The 16,469-nt window shown below is 62.6% G+C and carries 8 protein-coding genes and 2 rRNA genes; 6 read left to right on the top strand and 4 right to left on the bottom strand.

The window, feature by feature from the left end; translation table 11 throughout:
- The first annotated feature begins 217 nt into the window (after positions 1-217).
- Positions 218-3,214 (top strand): 23S ribosomal RNA (locus Q0176_RS06895).
- 57 nt (positions 3,215-3,271) lie between these two features.
- Positions 3,272-3,387: ribosomal RNA gene (gene rrf / locus Q0176_RS06890) — 5S ribosomal RNA — on the top strand.
- 87 nt (positions 3,388-3,474) lie between these two features.
- On the opposite strand, the gene Q0176_RS06885 is transcribed toward rrf, so the two are convergent.
- The 4 genes from Q0176_RS06885 to rd form a co-directional block, all read right to left on the bottom strand.
- Positions 3,475-3,915, bottom strand: a complete 441-nt coding sequence (locus tag Q0176_RS06885) for a GNAT family N-acetyltransferase (RefSeq protein ID WP_299300626.1) — start codon at positions 3,913-3,915, stop codon at positions 3,475-3,477.
- Between the two features lie 3 nt (positions 3,916-3,918).
- Positions 3,919-6,225, bottom strand: a complete 2,307-nt coding sequence (locus tag Q0176_RS06880) for a sulfatase-like hydrolase/transferase (protein WP_299300623.1) — start codon at positions 6,223-6,225, stop codon at positions 3,919-3,921.
- 152 nt (positions 6,226-6,377) lie between these two features.
- Entirely contained in the window at positions 6,378-7,307 is a 930-nt protein-coding gene (locus tag Q0176_RS06875) for an AEC family transporter (RefSeq protein ID WP_299300620.1), read from the bottom strand.
- Between the two features lie 156 nt (positions 7,308-7,463).
- The gene (rd, locus tag Q0176_RS06870) at positions 7,464-7,622 is read right to left on the bottom strand and encodes a rubredoxin (RefSeq protein WP_299300629.1); all 159 of its coding nucleotides are present in this window, start codon (positions 7,620-7,622) and stop codon (positions 7,464-7,466) included.
- 426 nt (positions 7,623-8,048) lie between these two features.
- On the opposite strand from rd, the gene dnaX reads away from it, so the two are divergent.
- The 4 genes from dnaX to cdaA all read left to right on the top strand — a co-directional run.
- Positions 8,049-9,851, top strand: a complete 1,803-nt coding sequence (gene dnaX, locus Q0176_RS06865) for a DNA polymerase III subunit gamma/tau (RefSeq protein WP_299300617.1) — start codon at positions 8,049-8,051, stop codon at positions 9,849-9,851.
- Between the two features lie 39 nt (positions 9,852-9,890).
- Entirely contained in the window at positions 9,891-13,352 is a 3,462-nt protein-coding gene (dnaE, locus tag Q0176_RS06860) for a DNA polymerase III subunit alpha (RefSeq protein ID WP_299300614.1), read from the top strand.
- A 407-nt stretch (positions 13,353-13,759) separates the two neighbouring features.
- Complete coding sequence (gene pyk / locus Q0176_RS06855; RefSeq protein ID WP_299300611.1) at positions 13,760-15,514, top strand: pyruvate kinase; 1,755 nt, start codon at positions 13,760-13,762, stop codon at positions 15,512-15,514.
- A gap of 145 nt (positions 15,515-15,659) precedes the next feature.
- The coding region (cdaA, locus tag Q0176_RS06850) for a diadenylate cyclase CdaA (RefSeq protein ID WP_299300609.1) at positions 15,660-16,469 on the top strand (810 nt) is incomplete at its 3' end.

The raw sequence follows: 16,469 nt of genomic DNA, 5'->3' as shown, positions 1-16,469 counted from the left end.
GTAACAAGGTAGCCGTACCGGAAGGTGCGGCTGGATCACCTCCTTTCTAAGGAGACAGTGTCTGTTGGAGAGTATCCGACAGGCGTATGTCTTGAAGAATTACGACTCGGATGAAGCAGTGCCGGACTCGAGCTCGAGTCTGAGGAATCCCTTTATGGTTTGTCTGTAATTTCCCTGTGTAACTTGACAGAAGAATAGAAGGCAATGCTGTAGAGGAGAGTAAAGAGAGAAGGGCACACGGAGGATGCCAAGGCATCCGACAGCGAAGAAGGACGCGGCAAGCTGCGAAAAGCCCCGGGGAGGCGCAAGCGACCATAGATCCGGGGGTATCCGAATGGGGCAACCCCTCCGGCGTAGGCCGGAGACCCGCGAGTGCGGGGGCGAAGTCGGCGAAGTGAAACATCTCAGTAGCCGGACATAGAAGAAATCGAAGAGATACCCTGAGTAGTGGTGAGCGAAAGGGGAGCAGCCTAAACCGTTTACGTGTAAGCCTGCAAGCGTTGCGTAAGGCGGGGTAATAGGGTCATCCAGGAGGGGATTGCAGTTCTCTCGGGCAGTTACCAAGCGCAAGGTCAGTTGAATGGTATTGGGAAAGCCAGCCGCAGAGGGTGAGAGCCCCGTAAGCGAAGGCGTTGCGTCTGTCTGTGGATGAAACCTGAGTAGGCCGGAGCACGAGGAATTCCGGTTGAATTTGGGCCGCCCATGGTCCAAGGCTAAATATGTCGGATGACCGATAGAGAAGAGTACCGAGAGGGAAAGGTGAAAAGCACCCCTGGCGGGGAGTGAAAGAGACCTGAACCCGTGTGCCTACAAGCGATCGGAGCATGGCCAGCATTTTCGGATGCTGGGGTATGTGACGGTATGCCTTTTGTAAAATGAGCCGGCGAGTTATTGTGCGTAGCGAGGTTAAGGACTGCGAGGTCTGTAGCCGCAGGGAAACCGAGTCTGAACAGGGCGCAAGTTTCGTACAATGGACCCGAAGCCCGACGATCTATCCATGTCCAGGTTGAAGCCCCGGTGAAGCGGGGTGGAGGACCGAACCGAAGCCTGTTGAAAAAGTCTCGGATGAGGTGTGGATAGGAGTGAAAAGCTAATCGAGTTGGGTGATAGCTGGTTCTCCCCGAAATGCATTTAGGTGCAGCCCTGAATGTTTAGTGATGGGGGTAGAGCGCTGAATGGACGCGGGCGGTTGTGACCGTACCAAATCCAATCAAACTGCGAATACCATTACTTAAGAGTTCAGGAGTGAGACTGCGGGAGAGAAGTTTCGTAGTCGAGAGGGAAAGAGCCCAGACCCACAGCTAAGGTCCCAAAGACATGCTGAGTGTGGCAAGGATGTGACGATGCCTGGACAGCCAGGAGGTTGGCTTAGAAGCAGCCACCCTTTAAAGAGTGCGTAATAGCTCACTGGTCGAGGATTGTTGCGCCGAAAATACAGGGGGCTAAGCATGTCACCGAAGCTTGGGGATTGGATTTGAGTCCGAATCGGTAGGGGAGCGTTCCATGCAGGGAGAAGTCAAGCCGGCGAGGTTTGGTGGACAGCATGGAAGTGAGAATGCCGGCATGAGTAACGCGAAGTGTGTGAGAATCACACTCACCGGAAGTCCAAGGGTTCCTGGGGAAGGTTGATCCGCCCAGGGTAAGGCGGGGCCTAAGGTAAGGCCGAGAGGCGTAGCTGATGGACAACAGGTTGCTAATCCTGTCCCGCGAAGCGGTTGATTGACGATGGAGTGACGCAGGAAGCTAGGTGCGCCGGCGGATGGAATAGCCGGTCTAAGGGCGAAGCCTGGACGGGGAGGGAAATCCCCCTGTTTATAGGTGAGACCTGATGGGGAGTTTTCAGAGATGGAGACGAAGGCATTGACGCTCTACTGCCGGGAAAAGCTTCTAAGGAGACTGCTCGCGCCCGTACCCGAAACCGACACAGGTGGACTGGCTGAGAAGGCTAAGGTGAGCGGGAGAACTATCGTTAAGGAACTCTGCAAGTTGACCCCGTAACCTAGGGAGAAGGGGTGCCATGAGGGTGAAGAAGGACATTTGGAGCCCGAAGTGGTCGCAGAAACCAGGCACAGGCGACTGTTTACTAAAAACACAGGACTCTGCATAAGGCGTAAGCCGAAGTATAGGGTCTGACACCTGCCCGGTGCTGGAAGGTTAACTGGAGGGGTTAGTGCCGCGAGGTGCGAAGCTCTGAAATGAAGCCCCAGTAAACGGCGGCCGTAACTATAACGGTCCTAAGGTAGCGAAATTCCTTGTCGGGTAAGTTCCGACCTGCACGAAAGGTGTAACGATCTGTGCGCTGTCTCGACGGTAGACCCGGTGAAATTGTGGTCCTGGTAAAGACGCCAGGTACCCGTGGTGGGACGGAAAGACCCCATGGAGCTTTACTGTAACTTGGTATTGGATTTTGTCCTATGATGCACAGGATAGGTGGGAGGCATTGAGTCAGTCATTTTGGTGATTGATGAGCCGTTGTTGGGATACCACCCTTTATATGATGAAATTCTAACCCTTAGGCGTTGCAACACGCGGGGGGACATTGCCAGGCGGGCAGTTTGACTGGGGCGGTCGCCTCCCAAAGAGTAACGGAGGCGCGCAAAGGTCACCTCAGGGCGAATGGAAACCGCCCTAAGAGAGCGTAAGCGTATAAGGTGGCTTGACTGCGAGACTGACGAGTCGAGCAGGGACGAAAGTCGGTGCTAGTGATCCGGTGGTTCCGAATGGAAGGGCCATCGCTCAACGGATAAAAGCTACCCTGGGGATAACAGGCTGATCTCGCCCGAGAGTTCCTATCGACGGCGTGGTTTGGCACCTCGATGTCGGCTCATCGCATCCTGGGGCTGAAGCAGGTCCCAAGGGTTGGTCTGTTCGCCCATTAAAGCGGTACGTGAGCTGGGTTTAGAACGTCGTGAGACAGTTCGGTCCCTATCCACCATGGGCGTGAGGTATTTGAGGAGATCTGTTCCTAGTACGAGAGGACCGGAATGGACGAACCGCTGGTGTACCGGTTGTGGCGCCAGCTGCATAAGCCGGGTAGCCAAGTTCGGAAAGGATAACCGCTGAAAGCATCTAAGTGGGAAGCCAACTCCGAGATGAGATACCTGACCTCGAGAGAGGGTAAGTAGCCCGCGAGACGAGCGGGAAGATAGGCCGGGGGTGTAATCGCTGAGAGGCGTTGAGCTGACCGGTACTAAAGCTGCGAGACTTTACTCTCCGCTACAGGATTGTTTTCTATGAAATTGTGGAGTTATGCAGGGTATAAGAAATGTTTTCTGGTGGTATTAGCGACAGGGCCCCACCCGGCACCATGCCGAACCCGGAAGTTAAGCCTGTGAGCGCCGATGGTACTGTATGGGGTACATACGGAAGAGTAGGTCACTGCCAGAAAACAGTTGAAAGACAAACGAGGAGCCCCGGTGATAAATCGGGGCTCCTCGCTTATCCATCCTCCGGCGATCTGTCGACAGTTATCGTCTAGGTGTCCACCCGATGCATCACTCTGATGGCCTTATCTCTATAGACCAGGTCTTCCCTGGCCGAAAAGCCTGTCCTTTCCCAAAAGGCATTGCCCTCGCGGTTCCTCTCGAATACGACCAACGCAACTTTGTTGATGCCCAAGCCCTTCAGAGCTTCCATCGCTTTCTCCACCAATCGCCTTGCGACGCCCCGTTTTCTGTGATCCGGATGAACGGATGTATGGTAAATATACCCTCTGCGCCCGTCGTTCCCGGACATTATCGCCCCTATAATTCTGTCCTTATCGGCAGCTATGAAGCAGGTGTCCGGGTTCCTGTTCAAAAATCCGGCGATGCCCTCTTTTGAGTCATCCAGATCGTTCAAGCCCATCCCCGTACAGGACATCCACAAAGCGTACAGCTCCTCGTAATCACCTATCGTCATCCTTCTGATCTCCATGCCCTATTCTCCCCCTCCTCGGCGCTCTTTTTGTTCCGGCCCCTTGTAGTGTGTCAGAACGATTTGTGCGTCCGAGCCCTTGTAAAGCGTTTTCTTTCCATCGGGAAGGTTGGAGCCCGCAGAGGCCGGAAGCAGTGCGAAGGCGTCGACAACGACGGCCGTGTCCCCGGGGGTGCCCCCTCCCACCGCACGGGCGGCCAGCCGTGCGGAGTCGAGCATGAAATCCTCCAGGACCTCGACGGAGCAGGTCAGGGCCAGCCGCTCTCCGGGGGCGAGCTGAGGCAGCGGGAAATTTTTCTCGGAGATCATGGGGGCGGCTCCGTTCAGCTTGTAGACCTGCCAGTCGAGCACCATGCCGCGCGCGTTTGTCTCCGGTGCGGAGACGCGAAGCTCCAGCGTGTAGTTCTCTCCCTTATGGAACTGAATGTACTGTCCGCCGGAGAGCCATATTTTAGAGTCCACTGCCAGTACTTCCTCGGAGGGGACGTACTCCGCGGCGTCGAAGGAGGAGCTGTCGGAGAGGAAACGCCAGCTTTTGGATGCCTGACGGCCCGGTCCCTCGGAAACGGTGCGGGCCGCCCATGAGAGCAGGGCCGATCCCTGCCCCAGAGGTTCTCGCTTCGCATCGTTAGTGAGGGAAAAAGGGGACCCGGAATAGGGGAGCTTCACAAAACCGCCGGGGCCGAAGTCCTTGAGGAAAACGGCGTCCGAGGATATGACGAAGAAGCGGTCGCCCCAGGATCCGGGGAGGGGGCGTTTGACGGAGTTCCCATAGTCCCGGAAGATGCTGCGGCCCGCTATGGCGTCGGACGAGGCCGCGAGCCCGACGTAGTCGAGGATCGACAGCGGCAGGTCTGCGAGACCGAACAGCTCGGGATTGATTTTGGGGTCCTGCGTCTTTTCGTCCTTTCCCCCCGCCTCCGGCATCAGGGCGAAGCAGAGCCCCCAGTTGCCCGCCAGCAGGATGTTGGCATCCATCCCGTGAGATTCGTCCGCGGTGACGATGACCAGGGTATTCTCGAGCACCCCCTTCTCCTTCAGTTTGGACAGAAAGAGGTCGAGAGCGTCGTCGAGAAATGCGGAGCTCCGCAGCTTTGGATGAAGCCCCTCGCCCCCGGCGTAATCGTCGGGCAGGGTGTAGGGATGGTGCGTCCCCACGGTGAGGAGGGTCAAAAACCAGGGAGATGCCTCACCTTGGGCACCGCGCTCCCTGCGTTTTTCGTTCAGCGCCTCGATCTTTTTCAGGCTTTGGAGGAAGAAATCCCGATCGTTGATGCCCCAATAGGTAAAGAAGGTGGGCGGAGTGTGGTCGAACCATTCCTCGCCCTCGATCTCCTCGAAGCCGATCAGTTTCATGAAACGGTCCTTATCCATGAAACGCAGTCCTGCGGCCTGAAGGTAGGTCGTGCTGTAGCCGTTCCGGGCCAGGATGTTCGGCAGGGTGTCCCGGGACGCGGCCGAGGGGTCCGAGAGCAGCTCCTGGGTGATCAGCGTTCCGTCGGTCAATCGCGGGTAATCGGCGCAGAGCATCGAATAAAGTCCGTTGATGGTCTGATTCCGATGCGCCAGAAAGTTGGGGACCCGGAGCCCCCGCTCGGCCCAGCGGCTCATCTTCGTCATGGCGAAATCCGCGGACCCGTTGACGAACTCCACGTTCTGAGGCAGGTAACCGCCGGGTATGCCCTCCAGGACGACGAGGAGGACGTTGGGCCTTTCGGCGGGCCCGGCCGTCATCGGGGCTCCGGACAGATCGTGCGTCAGCCGTGGGACGATGTCGGAAAGTTCCTTATCCCTTGAATGGAAGGCAACGATTTGCTGGATCAGGGGATTGGCGAGTTCCCCGCCCCCGAGGCAGAGCAGCTGGCCGACGAAGGCCAGAAGAAGCAGATGGGGAACGCACGGGCGTACCGGGACGAGCTTGAGGTTCATGCGCGCGAGCAGCAGGCAGAGGGCGAGCAGGAAGACCATCGCCAGGATCGCCGAGGCGTTGAGGGATGCCAGGAGGAAATGGGGGTCCAGGAGATACCGCGCCTGTTCCGGAGAGGGCAGGACGTGCATGGCCGAGAAGTAGGCGGCCGTGAGGGCGTTGTAGAGCCACCACAGGAGTGTGGGCGCGATACTGGGGACCCGGGTGCGGGTCCGTGCCTGGACGGAGGCGGCGATCAGGACGCAGATGGCTGTGAGAATGATGTCGGAGCCTCCGCCCAGGATGAAGCTCCAGGGGGCTCCGTGCCGTGCCTGGACCAGAATGAGACGAAAGTAGAGAGATGGGATGATGTTGATCAGAAAAAGACGCGTGCTCCACCACATCGAAAACAGGCCTCCAGGTTTCCGTTTGGCCGCGCAGTCCGCAGCGGGGCTAATGATATGCCGTTTTACCGCGGAGCGTCAACCGGCAACCTACTCCTCTTCGGCTTGGGGTGATCCGGAGCGGACCCCGTGTTTGGCGCTCGCGGGCTTGTCTATCGGATGGCGCCCAGGAGGTGGAGCCACAGGGGGAGCGTGAGCATGGAGAGAAGGACCGAGGCCGTCGTTCCCAGGGCGCAGTAGTCTCCGTCCATGCCCATCTCCTGTGCGATGATGGTCGTGTTCACGGCCTCCGGCATGGCGGCGAGGAGCGTCCCGGCCTGGACGAGGATGGGGGGGAGCCCGAAGAGGGACAGGACCGCGCAGGTCACGGCGGGGTGGACGATCAGTTTGACCAGTTGGAGCTTCCACGTCGTGAGAAAGGCGCGGCCCGCCTCCTGCAGCTCGATCCTGGCCCCGAGCATGAGCAGGGCCAGTCCCGTGCCGATGTCGGCGAGCATCTTGAGCGTCATGTCCAGCCATGGGGGCAGCCGGTCCAGCTTCGCGAAGATGAGAAACACCGCCAGAAGGCAGGCGAGAAAGAGGGGGTTCCTGAGCAGCCGGAGCCCCGTCCTCTTGAGGTTCTCGACGGAGATCGAGCCGAAGAGGGCGAGCTGACCGCTTCCTATGGACAGGAACTGCATGAAGGCCAGGGAGAAAGCCAGGAGCAGCGTCCCCGCCGCGATGCCGGCCTCCCCCAGGGCGAGCCCCAGGATCGGCAGCCCCGCAAAGAAGTGGTTGCCCCGCGTCGCCGCCAGGGAGAGCGTCGCGAACCGCCGGACGGGTTCGCCCCTGCGGGCCAGAAGCCAGACGAGGAGGACGGTGATGAGGTAGGGGCTGCAGACCGCCAGGGTAAAGAGCCCCGCGTTCGGAATCCTGCTCTCGGCCCCCAGGATGCCCCGGAACAGCAGGGCGGGCATCGCGAAGCAGTAGAGCAGGGAGTTGTTTTCCTTCATGGTCTGAGGGGTGAAGAAGCCCTTCTGCCGCAGCAGCCAGCCGAAGGCGATGAGCAGAAAGATGGGGAGAACGATCAGGATGGCTTGCATTCCGAAATCACTCCAGTGAAAAGTGGTTGGGCACGAGGGAGAACGGCTGTACGCCCGCCCCCGGTCTTCGCGGAGGGGACGACGGGGCCGCCCACCGAAAGGAAAAACGATTGGCCGACGGCCAATCGTTTTTTGCGGTCGTTCGGAGCGGCGATTTCACTCCGGTTCGAACATATCCTTGGTTACGGCGCAAAGCGGGCATACCCAGCTGTCCGGAATATCCTCGAACGCGGTCCCCGGTGCGATTCCGGAATCCGGATCCCCGACTTCCGGATCGTAGACATATCCGCAGACGGTGCAGACGTATTTCTTCACCACGAGCTCTCCCCTTCCCTCGTCATTTACGGTGAGAGAAAAGTATCTCCCCCTCGCTCCCATTATATCGCAATATCGCATGCCGCGGCATTGCCCCTGCAACGAGCCGGGGAGGGACCACGGAGTGAAGGGGGATGGCAAAAAGGGGGTTGATGGTAAAATTGAAAAGCTCTGCAGGTCGCGTTGACCCGGCATCGCAGGATGTGCCGCTTTTCCGGGATATTGCGCCGAAGCATTGCTGCGGCAGGCAAGGAGCCGTGAGCGGATGGCGAACGGAGTGGACTTGCCGGTCGCTTTACCGGCAGGGGATGCGCCGTGTCCTGGCCTCGCTGCGCGGCCGCACGCCCGCGCCGAGGACGATCGACACGCCTCACGGGGCCAGACGCCCCGCGGTGGGCGGTCGCCTGCTTATAGGGAGGCTTGGTTTTGGGCGTTTCGTTATATCGTCGATATCGTCCTCAGAGGTTTTCGGAGGTAGCCGGCCAGACGGCGGCAATCGAAATTCTGACCCGATCCCTGGCGGGCTCGAGGGTGGGGCACGCCTACCTGTTCTCGGGACCGCGGGGCTGCGGCAAGACCACCGTGGCCCGTATCCTGGCCAAGGCGCTGAACTGCCTTTCGCCGGAGTCCGGGGAGCCGTGCTGCGGCTGCCGCAGCTGCCAGGCCATTGCGGGGGGGGAGAGCCTGGACGTGGTCGAGATCGACGGCGCCTCCAACAACAGCGTCGACGAGATCCGGGAGCTCAAGACCCACGTGGCCCTGGCCCCGTTCTCCTCGAAATACAAGGTTTACATCATCGACGAGGTGCACATGTTGTCCATGGCGGCCTTCAACGCCCTTCTCAAGACGCTGGAGGAGCCGCCTTCCTACGTGGTGTTCGTCCTGGCCACCACGGAGCCCCACAAGGTCCCGGTGACGATCCGTTCGCGGTGCCAGCACATCCCGTTCCACAGCATCGGCACGCGCCGGATCTTCGACCGCCTCCGTCAGATCGTCGAATGGGAGGGGGCGGACGCCCAGCCCGAGGCCCTGTGGGAGGTGGCGCGCCAGGCGGATGGGGCCCTTCGCGATGCGCTCTCCATGCTGGAGCAGGTCGTCAACAGGGGCGATGGGCACGTCCGCCTGGAGGACGTCGAGGCGACCCTGGGCGGGGGAAGCCGGCCGGCCCTGGAGCGATGGTTTTCGGCGCTGCGCGCTCAGGGAAGCGCCTCCTTTTCGGACATGCAGCGGATGATGGCGGAGGGAGCCTCGCCCGAGCGGATACTGGAGGAGCTCTTCTCCCTGGTGCGGAACCTCTGGCTCGTCGTGCGCTGGCCGGACGTCCTCGACAGCCTGGACGTCTCCGAGCAGGAACGGGGTTACCTGGAGTCGGAGTCCCCCCACTGGCCGGAGGCCGTCCTGAGGGCCCTGATGTCCCGGCTCGTGAGCCTGATCGGTCAGTCGCGGATGGGACTGCGCTCCGACGTCCTGATCGGGCTTCTGATGCTGGAGGCGGCCCGAGCGGCGGCCCCCGATGCGGAGCCCGAACGCCCTGCCGTTCCGGTTCCTCCATCCCCGACGTCCCGGAAGGGGGGGGAGATGCCCGCAGCCATGCCCAAGCCGGTGTCCCCGGCCCCCGTCGAGCCCGCCGCCCCGAAGGAGCCCGCTCTGCCCGCTTCGGAACCGTCCGCCCTCCCGGAGGAATCGGGACCGCCGGCGCCGGCGGGAGGAGAGGGGGCGGAGGTCCTGCCCCAGGCGGATTGGGCGCCCCTGCCGCAGGAGACCTGCGAGGAGCTGCTGGCCCTCGCGCACCACAGGGACTTCGTCCTTTTCTGTGCGCTTCTGGATGGGGAGTTCCTGGGTTCGGAGGGGCGATTGCTGCTGGAGCTTCCCCACCGATACGTCTACGAGGTGCTCTCTCTGAGCCGGCATCGTTCCGCCCTCGCGGAGGTGTTTTCCCGTTACGGCGGCGGGGTGTTCCTGCGCTGCGGGGCGGCCGCGGCCGCCTGTTTCCCCTCCGCCGGAGGGGCGGCGGGAGAGGGGGTTCCCGAGGAGCCCGAGAGCGCCGAGTCGGTTGCTCCGCCCCCCGAGGACCGGGAGCCCCCTCAGGACGGGGTGAGTGCCCTGCCCTTTGACGGGCTGGTGCGGGAGGTGTCCCGGTGGATGAACGGCGAGGTCGTCCTAGTGAGGCGGGGACTCGACGAATCGGACGGCGGGGCGGTGCCCGACGAGGACAGGGACGACGAGTGAGAATGATGACTGAGGGAACGATGGAAGGATGATGGGGGCATGACGCGGCCTTTCGTTCATTTGCACGTGCATACAGAGTACAGCCTTCTGGACGGGGCCATCCGCACCAGGGACCTCGCACGCAGGGTCTCGGAGTGGGGGGCCCCCGCCGTCGCCATGACGGATCACGGGGCCATGTACGGGGCGGTGGAGTTCTACGAGAACTGCCGGGCCAGCGGGGTGAAGCCCATCCTGGGCTGCGAGACCTACGTCGATCCCGACGGCCACCGTTCCCGGGAGAAGAAGGGGAAGAACAACCACCTGATCCTCCTCGCCGAGAACGACGAGGGCTACCGCAACCTCATCAAGCTGGTCTCGATCGCCAATACCGACGGGTTCTACTACAAGCCGAGGATCGACCACGACCTGCTGGCGCGACATGCCAGGGGGCTGATCGCCTCGTCGGCCTGCCTGGCCGGTGAGATCCCTCAGCTCATTCTCGCCGGCAAGGAGCCGGAGGCGGCCGAACGGGCCCTTTTGTACCGCGACATCATGGGCGAGGGCAATTTCTTTCTGGAGATCATGTCGAACACGCTTCCCGAGCAGGCCCTTGTCAACAAAGCCCTGGTGCGCATCTCCAGGGATACGGGCATTCCCCTCATCGCGACGAGCGATGCGCACTACCTGGGCGCGGAGGACTTCGAATGGCATAAGATCCTGCTGCGCGTCAACACCCGGGCCGACGACACCGACGATGCCTTCGGGTTCAGCGTCAACGACTTCTACCTGAGGTCGCCGGAGGAGATGGACGCCTTTTTCGGGGCGGAGCTGCCCCAGGCGCTGGACAACACGGTGGCGATCGCCGAACGCTGCTGCGTCAGCCTCGACCTTAAGACGGGCTCGTATCAGCTGCCCAGCCTGGACCTGGCCGACGGCGTGACCCTGGAGTCCCACCTCGAGGACGAGGCGCGCGCAGGGCTGCGCAGCCGCCTGGGTACGGACGCCCCCCCTCCGGAGTACGCGGAGCGCCTGGAGTATGAGCTGGGCGTCATCAACTCGATGGGCTTCGCGGCGTACTTCCTGATCGTTGCGGGCATCATTCGGGCGGCGAAGGACCGCTCCATCCCCATCGGACCGGGGCGCGGGTCGGCCGCGGGGTCCCTGGTCGCCTGGAGCCTCCGCATCACGGATCTGGACCCCCTGAAGTACAACCTGCTGTTCGAGCGCTTCCTGAACCCGGAGCGGATCAGCATGCCCGATATCGACACCGACGTATCGGACAAGGGGCGGGACGAGCTGCTGAAGTACATCGTGGAGCGCTACGGCAGCGACCGAGTTTCCCAGATCATCACCTTCGGGCGCATGAAGAGCCGGCAGGCGGTCAAGGATGTCGGGCGGGCCACGGGCGTGGAGTACGCCCTGATGGACAGGGTGGCGAAGCTGATCCCCCTCGACGCCAAGAGCATCCGGGAGGCCGTCGAGCGGACCCCCGAGCTGCGCCAGGCGATGCAGGAGGATCCCCGGATCCGGGAGGTGCTGGACGTCGCCGCACACATCGAGGGGCTGGCCCGCCACGCCTCGCAGCATGCCGCGGGCGTCGTGATCACCCCGGTGCCCATGACGGACCTCGTGCCCATCCGCCGCATCAAGCCCTCGGCCTCGCCGTCGGGATCGGAGGGGGGGCTCGACATCAGCCAGACCGTCACGCAGTTCACGATGGAACCCATCGAGAAGCTGGGGCTGGTCAAGATGGACTTCCTGGGGCTCAGCACCCTCTCGATCATCGAGGAGGCCCTGGAGAACATCCGGCATAACGGCAAGCCCGTGCCGGACCTGAACCTCGTCCCCATGGACGACCCGGCGGCCTATCGCCTGCTGCAGGAGGCCGACACGATGGGGATCTTCCAGCTGGAATCCTCGGGGATGCGGGCGATGCTCCGCAAGCTGCGCATCGACTGCTTCGAGGACCTGATCGCGGCGCTCGCGATGTACCGCCCCGGCCCGCTGGAGAGCGGGATGGTGGATCAGTACATCGACTGCAAGCACGGGAGGGCTCTCCCGCATTATCCTCACCCCCTTCTGGAGGGGGTGCTCAAGGAGACCTACGGGGTCATCCTGTATCAGGAGCAGGTGATGCAGTGCGCCTCGGTCCTGGCGGGCTACACGCTTGGGGAGGCCGACCTCCTTCGCCGCGCCATGGGCAAGAAGAAGGTGGAGGTCATGCAGGAGCAGCGGGCCAAGTTTCTGGAGGGGGCCGCCCGGAACGGGATCGAGGCGAAGACGGCCGAGGGGATATTCGACCTCATCGAGAAGTTCGCGGGCTACGGCTTCAACAAGTCTCACAGTGCGGCCTACGCCGTGATCGCGTATCATACGGCCTACCTGAAGGCGAACTACAAGGCGGAGTTCATGGCCGCCTACCTCTCCAGCCAGATGAAGGCCAAGAAGGACGTGCTGGCCCACTACGTGCGCGAGGTTCGCCGCAGCGGCCTGTCGGTGCTTCCCCCGGACATCAACTCCTCGATGGAGAGCTTCACGGCGGTGGGCGACCTGATCCGGTTCGGCCTGGGCGCGGTGACGCGGGTGGGGCATGGCGCGGTCGACACGATCGTCGCGGCTCGCAAAGAGGGTAAGTTCAAGTCCCTGTGGGATTTCGTCCGGCGCGTCGACCTGCACGTCCTCAACCGGGCGACGATAGAGAACCTGGTGAAGGCGGGGGCCTTCGACGAGATCCTGCCGAACCGGAGGCGCCTTGTCCAGGTCCTGCCCGAGTTCGTGCAGGGCGCCCAGAGGCTGGAGGGGGGCGGCGGGCAGCTCTCGCTCTTCGACTCCGCGGCGGACGACCCCGCCGACGAGGCGGGGCCCGACATCCCGGAGGCCGACGACTACGTCCTTCACGAGAAGCTGGAGTTCGAGAAGGAGGTCACGGGGCTCTACATCTCGGGACATCCCTTCGACGGCTGCGAGGAGGCCATCGGGAGGTTCACCAACTGTTCCATCGCGGACCTGCCCCACTGGCAGGGGCGGACGGCCCCCAGGGTGGGGGGGATCCTCCTCTCGGCGTCGGAGAAGACGACCAAGAAGGGGGCGGTCATGGGACAGCTCCTCCTGGAGGACTCGAACAGCAGCATCGAGATGGTCGCGTTCCCCAGGGTCTGGGAGGGCGTCAGGGCCCAGGTCCAGGTGGGGGCGCCCTTCGTGGTGGAGGGCAGGATGGGGGACAGGGAGCCCAAGAACTTCATCGTCGAGAGGCTGACGCCGCTCTCGGAGGCCGAGGATGCGGGCATCGTCCGCATCCGCCTGAAGGTGAACCTCGTTCCGCAGGCTCTGAACGTCCGCGACTTCGCTCGGGCCCTTCGGGACTGCCGGGGCGCGTCCCCCGTCCTGCTGGAGTTTCAGGACGACCGGGACGCCTGCGTCGTCTACCTGAACGATTTCAGGGTCGACCCCTCCGTGCCGGGACGGCTGCAGAGCCGGCTTGCCGAGGTCGTTCCCCTGGAGGCCCTGGAGGTCGTCTGCTGACCTTCCGGGGCAAAAAGGACGCGGGGAGGCGGTCTGTCTCGGCGCGTCGTTCGTTCCGATCGTCGACCTGTTTGTGCCCTTTTTGTGTCTTGTAAGGGAAGCGCTATGTTAATCCCTGAAGCCCCCCTGTGGTACCCCAGCTTGCCTATTTTGAGGAGGGAACTTGCCGGGGCCGCCGCTATCAGGATAGCCGCTCGCTTCGCTTGCGGGCCGATCAGTCTCGGGATAGCGGCGTGGGGGCATTAAGCAGACGACCGGCGAGTGGAGCGAGCCGTGTCGGTCGCTTAGTTTCTTCACCAGGGGGCTTTGCCCCCATGTTAAATTTTCAAGAAAGCGCTGGAGATTTTTCCCTATAGATTTTAGTCAGCGCTTCTTAAGGTCTACAATAATCCTGAGGTGAGGGGAAGATGTTTGTAAAAATCGTCTGTACGATAGGCCCGTCCAGCGAGAACTACGGGACGCTCATGTCGATGGCCAAGGCGGGGATGAACGTTGCTCGCCTGAACTTCAGCCACGGCGATTACGAGGGGCACGAGAGGAAGCTGAACCTGGTCCGGCGCGTGGAGCGGGATGCGGGGGCCCCCATCGCCGCCCTCCTGGACACGAAGGGCCCCGAGATCCGCACGGGGCAGATGGAGAACGGGGAGGTCACGCTGATCGGCGGGAACTCCATCGTCCTCACGGGGGGCGGGGAAACCTTCGTCGGGACCGCCGAGCGCATCCACATCAATTATCCCCTTCTGGCGAGGGAGGTCTTCCCCGGGCAGAACATCTACATCGACGACGGCACCCTGCATCTGGAGGTCGAGGGGGTGGAGGGCGAGGACGTCCGCTGCCGCATCGTCGTCGGGGGGCCCCTGAGGAACACGAAGGGGGTCAACATCCCCGGAGCGGCCCTGTCGCTTCCGGCGCTCTCCGAGAAGGACAAGGAGGACATCGCCTGGGGCATCCAGCACGGGATGGAGTACCTGGCCGTCTCCTTCATCAAGACCCGGTCCGACGTCCTCGAGGTCCGCAAGCTGATCAAGAGCTGCGGGGGGACGATGAAGATCATCGCCAAGGTCGAGACCCACCAGGCCGTCCAGAATCTGGCGGAGATCGTCGACGTCGTGGACGGCATGATGATCGCGCGCGGCGATCTGGGGGTCGAGATCCCGACGGAGGACGTTCCTCTGGTGCAGAAGCATATCATCGAGATGTGCCGCTCCCGGGGCAAGGTCGTGATCGTGGCGACGCAGATGCTGGACTCGATGATCCGCAATCCCCGTCCCACCCGCGCCGAGGCCAGCGACGTCGCCAATGCCGTCCTGGACGGTACGGATGCCGTTATGCTCTCCGGGGAGACGGCCTCGGGGGCCTATCCGGTCGAGGCGGTGGCCACGATGCGGCGCATCGTCGACCGGGCCGAGGAGGAGCTGGGGATCTGGTGCCTTCCCTGTCGTGAACGCGGTTCGGTCGTCGGGGTCCCGGATGCGGTGAGCGACGCGGCGGTGCTGATCGCCAAGCAGGTGGAGGCCTCGGCCATCATCTCCCTGACCAAGAGCGGCTCCACGGCCAGGATGATCAGCAAGCATCGCCCCTCCTGTCCGATCCTCGGCGTGACCCCCTCTCAGCAGACGTGGCGGGAGCTCGCGTTGTGGTGGGGGGTCCGTCCCGTGCGGCTGAGCGAGCTTTCGGACGTGAACGTGGCCGCCCGGGAGGCGATCAACGCCTGTGTCGCCGGGGGCTGCATCCCGGAGGGCGAGCTGGCCGTCATCACGGCGGGCATCCCCCTGGGGCAGCCGGGCTCCACGAACATGGTCGAGGTCCTCACCACGGGGAAGATTTTGCTGACGGGGACGCCCCTGGTGCGCAGAAACGCCACGGGGAGGGTCTGCCTTGCCCGCACACCCCGGGAGGCCGCGGAGAAGGCGGCGGAGGGGTGCATCCTTGTCGTCCGACAGATCGAGGAGGAGCATCGTGCCGTCATGGAGAAGGCGGGGGCGGTGCTCGTGGAGAGCGGGGCGCTCCTGGCGGAGGGCAATTCCCTGGCCCTGGATTATAATCTACCCTGCGTCATCGGGGTGGCGGACCTCTTCGCGACCCTGGAGGACGGCGATGTCGTGACCGTGGACGGGATGCGGGGGCTGATCTACGGCGGAGCCGTCAAACTTGTCGTTTAGGCGGAGGGGAGCCGACATGCCCCCCGAGGCTGATGAAGCCGCCGGCCGTCCGGCTCTTTTATATCTAAGGATGGGTTCGTTATCGAGGGACATGGGAAGAATGGGCGGACCGGGCCCGATACCGAGGACGAAATGAGCGTGTACGATGTGGGATAACATAAGGACCTTTTTCGATATCTTCATCGTTTCCCTGATCCTTTACCGCATTCTGGTCCTGATGGCGGGGACGAGGGCGATTCAGCTGCTGAAGGGGGTGCTGGTGCTCCTCCTCTTCTCGCTGCTGGCCTCGGCCCTCCAGCTTCGGCTTCTCTCCTGGCTGTTGGGAAGGGGCCTCTGGGCTCTGAGTTTTGCCGTCCCCATCGTGTTTCAGCCGGAGCTGCGGAAGATGCTGGAGGAGATGGGGCGCGGGCACCTGTGGCGGCACAGGATTCCCCTGGACGAGGCGGAGAACCTCAGCCGACAGGTCGCGGGCGCGCTCAACTACATGAAGGCACACCGGATCGGGGCGCTCGTGGTGCTGCAGCAGGAGACCGGTTTGGGGGACTACTGGCGAACGGCCGTCCATCTGAGCGCCGAGATATCGCAGGAGCTCATCATCTCGATATTCTGGAAGGACAACCCGCTGCACGACGGAGCCCTCATCCTGGACAGGGAGAGGATGACCGCGGCGGGCTGCTATCTTCCCCTGGCCGATGCGCCGGAGATCTCCCGATGGTACGGAACCCGCCATCGGGCCGCCTTGGGCCTCTCCGAGGTCTCCGACGCGCTGATCCTGATCGTGTCCGAGGAGCGGGGGGAGGTCTCCCTCGCCTACAAGGGACATCTCTCGAAGAACCTCAAGGACGCCCAGATGGAAAAGCTGCTGTTTCATTATTTCTCCGGGCGGGAGACCGTGCGCCGGACCTGGCGCGTGAGGCTTCATCGCCTGATGCAGTTGTTCTGGGAGTCGCCGGCC

The sequence above is a fragment of the uncultured Fretibacterium sp. genome (assembly GCF_938040765.1).
GTDB lineage: Bacteria > Synergistota > Synergistia > Synergistales > Aminobacteriaceae > CAJPSE01.
Note: the sequence above shows the minus strand (reverse complement) of the source record. Positions and strands in the feature narration are given on the sequence as shown.